This window comes from Crocinitomicaceae bacterium (assembly GCA_016708105.1).
GTDB lineage: Bacteria > Bacteroidota > Bacteroidia > Flavobacteriales_D > Crocinitomicaceae > JADJGJ01.
Window position 1 is genome coordinate 301,986 of the sequence record JADJGJ010000001.1, and the last position, 11,786, is coordinate 313,771.

General features: G+C 37.0%; 8 protein-coding genes. 6 read left to right on the forward strand and 2 right to left on the reverse strand.

Annotated elements, in window-relative coordinates; genetic code table 11:
* Positions 1-186 precede the first annotated feature (186 nt).
* The 4 genes from IPH66_01195 to IPH66_01210 are packed head-to-tail and all read left to right on the forward strand — an operon-like array spanning position 187 to position 5,687.
* Positions 187-822, forward strand: a complete 636-nt coding sequence (locus IPH66_01195) for a hypothetical protein (GenBank protein MBK7127969.1) — start codon at positions 187-189, stop codon at positions 820-822.
* Positions 819-1,577 carry a hypothetical protein gene (locus tag IPH66_01200; protein ID MBK7127970.1) on the forward strand — a complete coding sequence of 253 codons (759 nt, stop codon included), beginning with the start codon at positions 819-821 and terminating at the stop codon, positions 1,575-1,577. The genes IPH66_01195 and IPH66_01200 overlap by 4 nt, the downstream gene beginning before the upstream one ends.
* A complete protein-coding gene (locus IPH66_01205; protein ID MBK7127971.1) occupies positions 1,567-2,619 on the forward strand; it encodes a hypothetical protein in 1,053 nt (350 codons plus the stop codon). The genes IPH66_01200 and IPH66_01205 overlap by 11 nt, the downstream gene beginning before the upstream one ends.
* Complete coding sequence (locus IPH66_01210) at positions 2,616-5,687, forward strand: caspase family protein (protein ID MBK7127972.1); 3,072 nt, start codon at positions 2,616-2,618, stop codon at positions 5,685-5,687. Before IPH66_01205 ends, IPH66_01210 begins: the two co-directional genes overlap by 4 nt.
* Positions 5,688-5,886: 199 nt before the next feature.
* Here the strand turns inward: IPH66_01210 and IPH66_01215 are convergent, their stop codons facing one another.
* Entirely contained in the window at positions 5,887-9,378 is a 3,492-nt protein-coding gene (locus IPH66_01215) for a T9SS type A sorting domain-containing protein (GenBank protein ID MBK7127973.1), read from the reverse strand.
* 87 nt (positions 9,379-9,465) lie between these two features.
* Positions 9,466-9,861 (reverse strand): DUF423 domain-containing protein, encoded by a 396-nt coding sequence (locus IPH66_01220; GenBank protein MBK7127974.1) that lies wholly within the window; start codon positions 9,859-9,861, stop codon positions 9,466-9,468.
* Positions 9,862-10,417: 556 nt separating this feature from the next.
* Between IPH66_01220 and mraZ the strand changes: the two genes are divergently transcribed.
* Both mraZ and rsmH read left to right on the forward strand, forming a co-directional pair.
* Complete coding sequence (gene mraZ / locus IPH66_01225; GenBank protein MBK7127975.1) at positions 10,418-10,882, forward strand: division/cell wall cluster transcriptional repressor MraZ; 465 nt, start codon at positions 10,418-10,420, stop codon at positions 10,880-10,882.
* The gene (gene rsmH / locus IPH66_01230; GenBank protein MBK7127976.1) at positions 10,872-11,780 is read left to right on the forward strand and encodes a 16S rRNA (cytosine(1402)-N(4))-methyltransferase RsmH; all 909 of its coding nucleotides are present in this window, start codon (positions 10,872-10,874) and stop codon (positions 11,778-11,780) included. Before mraZ ends, rsmH begins: the two co-directional genes overlap by 11 nt.
* The last annotated feature ends 6 nt before the right edge of the window (positions 11,781-11,786 follow it).

Genomic DNA, 11,786 nt, shown 5'->3' on the forward strand with positions numbered 1-11,786 from the left:
ATCAAGTCCGCTCTATTAACAGACAAGGACATGAATTGTTCAATACCTCAATGCGGGAATAAAAATTAAATGCATGATAATTCTAAAATAATTGTACTTTTATTCTCGTAAAGAGCGAAGGCGCAAACAACTAGCCACAATTGGCACATTGAAAACGGAGCTGGGGAAAATTCAAAACACAGTTTCATGCGGAATCGCATTTGGCTCATACTAGTTTTTTTTCTGACGGCTCTCAGTGGCAAGTCACAATACTATGATGGTCAGAAAGGGATAGGGATTTATCAGCCTTATGACAATTCAAATATCACACCTGATTTCAGACGAAAAAATGCTATTTCAATTGGTGTTGAACATTGCTGGACAACTCCGTTAGACGGACCATTACCCATGAATTTTGGAGTACATCTCGGCTACAATTATTTGGTACTGAAAGAAAAAAACAGATGGTTATCTGCCAAAAAGAAAACGCGTGATGAGTTACATTTTGGTATGGGATTTCATCTCTCTTACTTTAAAAACGGTGAATGGTTTGCGCAGGTTAAAATCAAGAAACCCCTGTTGGCAATCAAAGGAAATCTTGTCAGTTTCTTTTTCTTTTACGATATTGGATTTGGCTTGCACAAAACAACTAATGTCAGTGAGCTGCATCCAAGTCCGCTCAGTTGGTCAATTACTTCAGAGGTTTTTAATATTCGTTTTGGACGATCGCTGTTTTTTATCAACGGATTGAGTTATGCAACGCGCAATGATATGTCAGGTAAATTGCCTTATGATGTGTCAGTCATTTGGGCTTTGCGCTATTATATCTACAAAAAGAAATGAAAGCGCGTTTACATATCATAAGTTGTGTGATATTTATTGTCACTTCATCAACTTTATTTTCGCAATCACTGGATATAGGTTTGATGACCGGCACCAATGTTTTTCGCAGGGCGCATGCAGCTGATAGTTCATTCTTCACATCCAACGGAAATTTATTTTACAAAGAGCGTTCAACCGGAAGCGGTGTTATCAATAAAAACAGTGTATTTAATGCCTACATGTTTGGTGTGATATCAAATTTTTCATGGAAAAGATATACGGTTAATGCTGAGATGTATTTTGCAAATCAGCGCACGGTATATCATTTTGAACAACCGTATGAAGTGAATCGTATCATTGGCACAAAAAGTTTCAGATTGCCTGTGTATGTAACGTACAAATTTTTTAAGTCAGCCAATAGCCCATACCTACTTGCAGGATTAACTTTTAATGCAGAAAAAAACACAGACATTCAAGGGCCATCAGATGACGGAAATTTACTGGGTGGCAAACCAATCTATTATGCAACACCTGATTTTGGTGACTATCATTTATACGGTCTGTTATATGATGAGCATCCTTATTGGTATAGCACACTAGGTTTAGGAATCAGAACAAAAAATCTAAACTGGTCATTGCGGTTTAATCGGCCAATCAATAGTGCAAAGAGAAATGTAATTGCATCTCATTGGCAAGTGGAATTTCATATTGGAATTTATCTTTTATCAACGAAAGATTTCACAAAAAAACATTACTTGTATGTGGATGAAGAGTAGGAGAAATTTCATAATTGCCATATCATGGATTGTGCTTGGCTGTGACAAACAAGTTTATGTTGTGGATGAGCAAGATGTACTTGTGATGGATACGGCTTCATTCATTGTGGGCACGCAATATATAAGTCATACAGCAACTGAGTTAGAATTAGATGTGGATATTGTGACCTTGATTGGTGACCAAAGCATCAGTGATTATTCAGCGTATACTTTTGTTGACTCAAGTCTCAACAACAGCGATTTGAGTTTTACCCAAACGTCATCAACCGTTATCAGCTCGAGCGCCCAGAATTATTCAACTATTTTGTTGATTGACAGAGCTTCATTAAACTGGCATCGTTATAACTATACAGGGCATTACATGGAGCGATATTTTAACAGCAAAGCATTATCTGACCATTTTGCCATGGCTATTTTTGAAGCGAATGATTACAATTCTCCAGATTTTATTTGTGAAAGTGCAGGTGATATGTATGGTAATACGTCTTCATTTAATATTCAGCAATTTTACCATTATACTGAGACTGAGCCTGACATGCCTGAAAACAATCAACATACTCCTTTGTTTATTCTTACTCTTCTGGATAGAACGTTAGACTCATTGATTGCATCACCTAATTCAACCGGAAATAGATCAATAACGCTGCTAACCGGAAATCGGATTGACGGCCCTTCTACAGAGCCTGATTTTACAAATTTTATTACCAAAGCGCAAAGCAACAACGTAAGCATTAATATCATTTGTGATGATGGCAGCGGAATGATGGCAATTCAAAAATTAGTTCATTACACAGGTGGTTTTGTTTTTGACAATAATGTAAATAGACAAATGGTGCCGGGTGATGATTATGAACACGCAGTGTATGGTTACGGTGTGTATATGCAGAATTTAGACAATGTTTTTCAAAAAGAATACACGTTTAATCGTTGCCGCTTATTAGTATCCAGTGCATCAGGAAACTTTTTTTCAGGCAGTGATCAAATATTTACTTTGGCATACGGTGGACATATTTTTAGAAATGTGGGTGTGAAAATTCCATGAGCAAAGTAGTTCTAGTCATATTATTATTGTTTTCTATCAACGGATTTACTCAACGGGTTGATCTTGCTATTCAAAAAGGACATTCAGACCAGATTGTGCTGCTTGAATATTCTGTGCAAGGTAACTACCTCGCGAGCCTTGCGGCAAATAATGAGGTATTGATTTGGGAAATGAATCACCTCAAAACCATGAGTAGTTTTAAAATTGATCATCGGGATCATATCCTGGGAATGAAATTTTCTGATGATGAAAAAAAGCTCATTGTTAAAACTGATTTTTCAGTGTATGAATATGAATTGAAAACATCAGAATTGAAAGAGAATAAAAATATTACTGACACTGATTTCAGAAAGAAAACTTACTTTTTTGATCAAACAGGACAGTACGAAGTGTACATTGAAAACGGCGCCATTAAAAAGAAACTTAAAGGCAAAAAAAGAAAAAAATACAGCCTTGCCGTTAACTATCTGAATGCACCATTTAATGCAGTGGATGTTTCAGTTGAAAAGAATTTATTAGTGGGTGTGGCGGCAGATGAAATCATTTATGTTTATAATTATCAAAGCGGGAATAAACTAAAAGAATTGCGCGCGCACCGCTCAGCCATTTTGGATGTACGGTTTACCAAAGACGGAAAATATTTTGTGACTGCCGGCAAAGATAGAAGTATTGTGGTGTGGGACTCAGAAACACTGGAAATTAAAGCACGAATCAGCTCAAACGTATTCCAAAAAAATACGGCTGTTTTCAGTGAAGACGGAATGAGAATTTATATAGGTGATGAGTTGGGATATATTTATGAAATTGATTTTGCTGATTTGTTTCCGCGCGTAAATGTTACCCGGCCTGATTTGCATGCCGTGAATCGTATATTGCGCGTGCACCAAGGTGATAAAATGGGATATTATGTTTCATCTTCAAGTAACCAGGTTTACTACAAAGAAAATCTTGCCGCAAAAAAACCAATTGCATCTTATACTTTGCGTGACAGACAATTTGTGCATACTAAAAAAATGATTTTGCAAAATTGGTTTGGTACTTATCAGGAACCAATTGGATCTGTTACCGCCATGGACGTGTCACCTGATAAAAAACATATTGTATACACCGGCTGGTCTGAAATTCCCAATATTGCACTGGCTAGCACAGAGAAAGGAAAAACACGACATCTCTATAATACCGCTGATTGGAGACAATGGACTGATGTAGCATTCAGTTCTGATTCAACCTTTGTCGCAACGCTTGATTCATCCAATATTTTATTCAAATGGAAAATTACCGGAAAACATGAAAATGATTTTTTAATACAGAAAGATACTTTGCCTTTCATGATTAAAAATTTTGAATTCCTTGGCAATGACAAGTTATGGTTGAATTCTCTAAAGTATGGTCAGTTTATTTACCAAATGAATGATCGTAAACTTGTGCAGACATTAACGCAAGACGCTAATCAAATATTTTTTCGTGATCATTTTGTTATTGTAAGTACACCAGCGCACAATTTAATTTTCTATGATTTAAATGAACAAAAAATTCATCATGAGTTTGCCGGACATTCAGATTATATTACAGACATTAATTTTCATCCGGATGGAGATAAATTTATCACATCAAGTAAAGACGGAACGCTGAAACTATGGAGCTTAAAAAACAAAGAAATGCTGGTAACCCTCATTCCGTTCAGAAATAAAGAATTCGTATTCATTTTAGAAAATAATTACTACCTGATAACCAAAGGGGCATTGAAAGAAATTGGATTTAAACATGAGGGCGAATATTTTTTTCCTGATCAGTTTGACTTGAAATATAATCGTCCGGATAAAGTGTTGGAGAAAATTGGTTTTTCAACACCTGATGTGATAGAGGCATACCATAAAGCTTATTTGAAGAGATTGAAAAAAATGAACTTCACCGAAGATCAACTCAATGGAGATTTTCATTTGCCGAGTATTGAAATCACTAATTTGGCAGAACTGAGCCGCAACACATTTGATGCAAGCGTTTCTATTGGAATTCACGCCATAGATACTAAGTATGAGCTTGACCGAATCAACGTATGGATTAATGAAGTAGAAGTAAAAGAAATCAATTTAAAATCACAACAAGTGAAAGAATTTTCAGACCGTTTTAGTTTATCACTTGGGCGCGGAAGAAATAAAATTGAAGTAAGTGTGCTGAATCAGAATGGTGTTGAAAGTTATAAAAAAACAGTGATCATCCATTCTGATGCCGGAAAAGAAAAACCTGATTTATATGTGCTTGCAATTGGCGTGAGTAAATATCAGCAGACAGAGTTTAATTTGAATTATGCTGCAAAAGATGCCTTGGATATTTGTACTACCATGCAAAATAGTCCGGGCTTTTCTAATGTGTACACGAAATCATTAACCGATGATCAGGTAACATTAGAGAATTTAACGCAGGCAAAACCATTTTTAGAACAAGCTGATATCAATGATGTAGTGCTGGTATTTGTTGCAGGACACGGAGTATTAGATGAAAATTTTGATTATTATTTTGCCTCACATGACATTGATTTTAGAGCGCCTGAAAAAAGAGGCATACCGTATGAATCAATTGAATTTTTATTAGATAAAATTAAAGCGCTTAAAAAATTATTATTCCTGGACACCTGTCATAGCGGTGAAGTAGATAAAGATGAAATTCAAATTGATACCACTGAGTCTCGTCCCGTTGATGGCGAATTACTTTTCAGATCAGCCGGTAATCTAGTAAAATATACCGACACGCCATTTGGTTTAAAAAGCATCAATGAATTAACAAAAACCTTGTTTACTGATTTGCGTCGCGGAACGGGAGCAACAGTTATTTCTAGTTCAGGTGGAGTAGAACTATCTATTGAGGGCGGTGAATACAAAAACGGATTATTCACCTATTGTTTGATCCAGGGATTAGTAAACGGTCAAGCCGACATCAACAAAGACAAACAAATTAATGTTTCAGAAATTCAGGTGTATATCCGCGATGAGGTGTTTAAACTTTCCAAAGGATTACAAACGCCCACTTCACGCATCCAAAATAATGAGTTGGATTATCGAATTTGGTGAGAACATATCTTCACTTCGTGTTATGCAACACAATAGAATCGTGTCAATTGGGTTGTAATAGGTAGGCGTTCATGCAGGCTCATGTCGCAATCTGAGCTTACGCAGGAAATTCAGTTTGCAACCCGTGGAATTTTCTTTAAAATCCTAATGCTAATTAGAAATTATCGAGTTAAATTTTATCGCCGGATCACTGCATCACTTATCTCCCCTGCAATATCAATTTCTCCGTGTGTATTACATCATCTGAAACTATTTTCACTAGATAAATTCCGTTTGTGAATTCTTGCAAATCGGCTTGTATTTGTTGATATCCTTCAGCGTTATTGTCAGTGATTTCATAATAATAAATTACTTCACCAAATTCATTATAAATACTTACGGTTACTGTATTACCGGTAACATTATCAAGATTTATATTGACTATTCCATCTGTTGGATTTGGAAAAATTTGCACCACATAATTTTCATTTTTTTGTTCATCAATTCCAACGGCGTAACCAACGCTGAACGAATATTTGCTGTAGTGTCCGAAATCATTTTCAAATACGTAAAGTGTGCTGCCGCCGACTTGACGCAGGCGTAAAAATCCGCTGGTTTCTCCTTCTCCTCCGCTTGAGGTTGGTATGGCTGAATACCAGAATCCAAGTCCGTCATGATCGCTGTCAGTGATTTCTACTGTATAACATCCTTCAGCTAAATAAAAGGTGTCTTTATACTCAGTGGTATTGGTTAAATCTGTACGTGAAAAAATAATATTTCCATCACCGTCTTTTAAAAATAAATCATTCTCAACGGCTTTATTATTTGTTTTAAACCAGATATAAAATGGCTCGTTGATTACCGGTGCGGGTTCAAAATAGACGGTGAATTCATTGTTGTTTTCGTACTCGTCAAATTGTCCGTTTGCTTTGTAAACACGGGCCGTAAAATAATTTTCACCCAGGTAATCATTCCACCAAATTGGATCAATAGGAATTTCAACAATTTCTTGTTCCAGAAATTCCAAACTACCGGTCCATGTATAAGTAATTACGTTATTTCCAAATTGACCAATCCAAATATTTATTTCTGCAGATGTGAGTGTTTCAGATCCGGTGTTTTGTAAAATAATGCGCGGATTTTGGCAAGTAGGATTAAACTTGCTGTAATATTCCCAATCATTTGGATTAAGTACGTCAACAATGGCCGCATCTAAGTTAAAATTAGGCGCACCATACGTGATCAGGTGCATACTCATAACGTAATTTCCATTGCCTTGCGCAGGATCTGTTGATGGCACATCTTCAATGTCATAATCAATACTGGTAGTTGAACCCGGACTTACAAAAGGGGTAATATCAAATTCATAATCCGTTACTTTATCTCCAGGGCACCAACCTTCACGAGCGTAAGGCCAAGTTCCCCCTTGTCCGGTATTTGGGTTATCACCACATTCAGTTTCTTGCCAAATTTCCCATAAAAATCTTGGCGTGCCATCTATGAGAATTTCATGATCACGACCAACTCCATTGCCCCACTCACAACAATTGTTTGATCCGTTGTGTCCATGACCTGTAATGCGAGTTTTGATTTTAAACATATCACCTGCTGCATCTAACGAAACAGTTTGTGCTGACAAATTCAAATCGTTATCTAAATTTGAATACGAATAACTTTGTAAACCATCCCATAATTGATCAACACCAAGTACATCACGCGGTGGTGTTCCAACTACAAAAACAAATTTTACATCAATTAATTCTTGTGTATTATGTGCGCTGAAATCAACATCACCCATGAGCAATGACTGATAGTCTGTCACGTCATACACATAGGTGAATCCGTTGGGGCCAAGATCAAATCCAATTCCGTATGGCGTAATGTATCTTCCAATTTCAAACGGAATAATTACTTCATAAGGCTCTTCATAATACGTGAGAGTTTCGTTGGTTAGGTTTACATCTGCTCCAACATAAACTGAATCAGTTTTTGCACCAAGATGATTGTAGGTGTATGAATATCCGGCAGGATACTGATGCAGAATTTGTGCCATGGTAAATTTTCTTCCTTCAACTTGGAATTCGATTATATCAATAGATGGCGCCATCAACGAATCAATAATCAAAACTGAATCAAGTACGGCCGTGAAAGTTCCCTGTACGAAAGAAATGTCCGGGCGAATATTACTCAAAGAAAATCCGGTTTGAGATTCACCATAAAATTCAATCATGTCAGGTGTATTGCTTGCAGCATCATGATTATTTCCTGATTTATCAAGCACTGAAGCAGTGTTATCAAAATCATAATACAGTACAAGATTACCATAATCAGGATGTGCGGGAGTAATTTTTTCATTGGTCCAAGCGGCAATTACTGCGGGTGATAATTCAGTATTCCAAACTGTGAATTCATCCAGTTGACCTGCCCAAAAATAATTTCCACCTTCAGAATTACCAATGCGGAATTGATTGATGATACCTGCATCTAAATTTTTTGCTGTACCGGAGTGCCATAAAATTCCATCACGATAAATTTCCATCGTTCCATCAGATGAATTTTTTGTAAATGCCCAATGATGCCATTCACCTTCATAGTCTGATGTGAGAGCTGCTTTTTCAATACGATCATAGCCTGCGCCTTCACCGGCATCCCAGTAAATAGTTCCATTTGACCATGGAAAATGCACGTTGAGTAAACGATTATTCAAACTGTCATATCCTTCCAAAACAGATGTGTTTGCAGGCAGATAATTTACATCACCATTAGCCCAGAACGTGATGGTAATCTGATCTTGAAAATTATAATTAGTTAAATCAACATCTACAAATTCTCCGGCAGCAATATTGAGATAGCCTAATCGTTCGTTTGTATATGCAACGCTGTTGTTAGTAGTTGTCTCACCATTTAATACAGTGGCTGTTCCTCCGCTTACAAAATTTTCAAATGAAATGTCAAGTAAAATTCCTGAAGAGCCGTCATAATTAAATGCGTTTGTAAGATCAATAGTTTGAATTCCGGCAGATGCAAAACTGGTATTTTTATCATAGACAATTGTCCAACCTGAAAAATCTGTCGCGGTAATTTCAGTGGCAGATGTATGTTTCATTTTAATGGTCAGATGGCCCATTGAACTGCCCTGAATAGACAGATCAAATCGCAGTTTTGAAATGTCTCCGGCGGTAATAAGTGCGGTGGCAATTTCTGATGCCGTCCACAAAATTTGCGTGTGTTGTGTTGCATTGTCAGCAGCAAAGGGATAATTGCACGCAACAGTTCCTGAGCCTATTGCATGATCTTCATCTGTACCGGTATAGGTGGTGAATTTTTGGTAATTTTCATAATAGTGATAGTATGGATTATTCACATAAGAAACGGTTGCAGGATCAGTTCCATTCACAAAATATTTTGACTTGTTTACTTCAACACTGTCAAAGGTGCCGGTATGATTCCATATTTGCGAATATACCAGGTAATCCCATTCACCGCAATTGTAAGAATCCCACGTGGTGAGCGGGTCACATTTCAGGTTGTAATACATGAGCACTTTTTCAAATTCCATACTTTGCAATTCAGGTGGAAAACTGAAAATAGCACGTCTCGTTGTTATGGAATCATAGGTAAATGTCTGCACGGTGATGGTGTCTTGCGTCCATGAATTGAAATGGAGAAGACCGATTATTAAAAAACAGAAAACAGAAGATAGAATGCGCATGATGTAAATTTTGTTATCTGTAAAGATAAGATTACATGCTCAAAATCACGAAACGGAAAAGCGCTTAAATTGAAATCCTAACTCGATTTAGGATTCTTGTTTGTTTTGTAACCGAACGAACTGAAATATAAATACAATCCAAGCAATCACAAAAGAAACACCGCCAAGCGGAACGAGATAAACAAAGAATTTAAGTACAGGTACTTTCTCATGAAAGCAATATAAATAAATACAACCTGAAAACAAGGACACACCGATTAAGGTGAGAATAAAAAACCAGCGCAAATTGCATTTTAATTTTTCGAAACCAATACCAAAAATGAGAAGAGCGAAGCCCGCATAAAATTGATAACGCACTCCTTTTTCAAAACTATCAATCAAGTTGGGTTGGGCAAATTTTTCAAGTGCGTGTGCGGCAAAGGCGCCAAGCAGAATACCGGTGCAAATCAAAATTGATCCGGTAACAATAAATTGTTTGGACATGATGTGTGGGGTTAGGTGAGGATAAAGGTAGGGAAAAAATCAGGTATAGGTTTTTACTTTTTAAATGCGTAATGGAAATTAATTTCTGGTGATGATGCATCTCATTTTACCCCAACGTAAAAAGTAATCGCTTCACATGCGCACGAGTCTATTTCGTTCGAAAAAAAATAATATATGCAAATTGCCAGAGCGAGAGTCTCTCTCGTGCTGAGGTAAAAAAAGAATCTTAGTTAATCTTTTTTCCGACTTCTGGTATTCATCCCTTCCTGAATTTCCCAAACTATAATCTGCACGGCCACTTTAAATTTTCTGACTGATGATTCTTCATGGAACTATTCTGCTATGCAATTATCATGTACACTTTTCCACAAGTTTTCAAATAGTCCCACAATTTACCACTACGAATTATTTTCTTTAAATGCTTATTAATGCTGTAACCAAATAGTGGTTTGTGCGTATATTGTTACCATCATGAGTCAAAAGATATCAACAAATCATGGTTTGGTGGTAATTTGTGGGAGCTTAATATTTATTTTTACGCTTTAATCCATGTAAAATGGCTGGTTTAGTAGGAGAATTCGAATGTGCACTTGATTCTAAAGGGAGGTTTTTATTCCCGGCTGGATTGAGAAAACAATTGGATCCTTCAGCGAACGAGATTTTTATGATGAACAAAGGTTTTGAGAACTGTCTCACCCTTTACCCAATGAATGAATGGGACAAGGTGAGTAGCAAATTATCAAAGCTGAATTTGTTCAAACCTAAAAACCGGATGTTCTACCGCCTTTTTCATCAGGGAGCCAAACAGCTTACGCTCGACAACGCAGGGCGTCTGCTTATTCCGGTTTCTATGACTGAGCGCATTGGATTGAAGAAAGAAATAATGTTGACGGCATACAATGACAGAATTGAGATCTGGGACAAAAAAGAATACTTCCGAACTATGGAAGAAAATATGTCTGATTTCTCTGATCTGGCTGATGAGGTGATGGGAGAAACTGACTCCGCACATGACGAATAGTGTATATCACGTACCTGTTTTATTTGAAGAATCTATACATGCACTGAATATTCCAAAATCAGGCGTGGTGGTAGATGTCACCTTTGGCGGTGGTGGTCATTCACGCGAAATTCTCAAACATCTTGGAAAAAAAGGAACCCTGATTTCGTTTGATCAGGATGATGACGCAATCAATAACCGAATTGATGATGTACGCTTCGTACTCGTAAATGCAAACTTCAGATTCCTGATCAATTTCATGAAATTTTATGATCTCATGGATGCCGATGCAATATTGGCTGATTTAGGTGTTTCATCTCACCAGTTTGATACCGGTGATCGTGGTTTTTCTATTCGTGAAAATGCAAAACTGGATATGCGCATGAATAAAAATGCCAGTCTCACCGCGCATAAAATTATCAATCATTATCCTGAGCAGGAATTATACAGAATTTTCAATGCTTACGCAGATTTGCAGAACACGAAAAAAGTGGTTTACACCCTCATTAATACGCGCAAAAAAAACAGCATTGATACAACGGGTGATTTGGTAAAACTGCTTTCTGAATTGGTACCACAACCAAAACGCAATCAATTTTTAGCACAAGTTTTTCAGGCTTTACGCATTGAGGTCAATGATGAAATGGGCGCATTGAAAGATATGCTTGAGCAAAGCGCTAAGGTGTTGAAAAAGGGAGGACGATTGGTGGTTATTTCATATCACAGTATTGAAGATCGTCTGGTGAAAAATTTTATTCGCACAGGAAATTTTGAAGGTGAAGCGGATAAAGACTTGTATGGAAATATTCGCAAACCATTTCAGGCGGTGAATAACAAACCCATTGTACCGGGTGATGAAGAATTGGAGCGCAACCCACGATCGCGCAGCGCAAAAATGAGAATAGCAGAACGCATATAAATAATA

What these genes read in the sequence shown, in the direction of transcription:
- IPH66_01205 (MBK7127971.1), top strand. Translation starts at nt 1,567, where the DNA reads ATGAAGAGTAGGAGAAATTTCATAATTGCCATATCATGGATTGTGCTT.
- IPH66_01195 (MBK7127969.1), top strand. Translation starts at nt 187, where the DNA reads ATGCGGAATCGCATTTGGCTCATACTAGTTTTTTTTCTGACGGCTCTC.
- IPH66_01210 (MBK7127972.1), top strand. Translation starts at nt 2,616, where the DNA reads ATGAGCAAAGTAGTTCTAGTCATATTATTATTGTTTTCTATCAACGGA.
- mraZ (MBK7127975.1), top strand. Translation starts at nt 10,418, where the DNA reads ATGGCTGGTTTAGTAGGAGAATTCGAATGTGCACTTGATTCTAAAGGG.
- rsmH (MBK7127976.1), top strand. Translation starts at nt 10,872, where the DNA reads ATGACGAATAGTGTATATCACGTACCTGTTTTATTTGAAGAATCTATA.
- IPH66_01215 (MBK7127973.1), bottom strand. Translation starts at nt 9,378, where the DNA reads ATGCGCATTCTATCTTCTGTTTTCTGTTTTTTAATAATCGGTCTTCTC.
- IPH66_01220 (MBK7127974.1), bottom strand. Translation starts at nt 9,861, where the DNA reads ATGTCCAAACAATTTATTGTTACCGGATCAATTTTGATTTGCACCGGT.
- IPH66_01200 (MBK7127970.1), top strand. Translation starts at nt 819, where the DNA reads ATGAAAGCGCGTTTACATATCATAAGTTGTGTGATATTTATTGTCACT.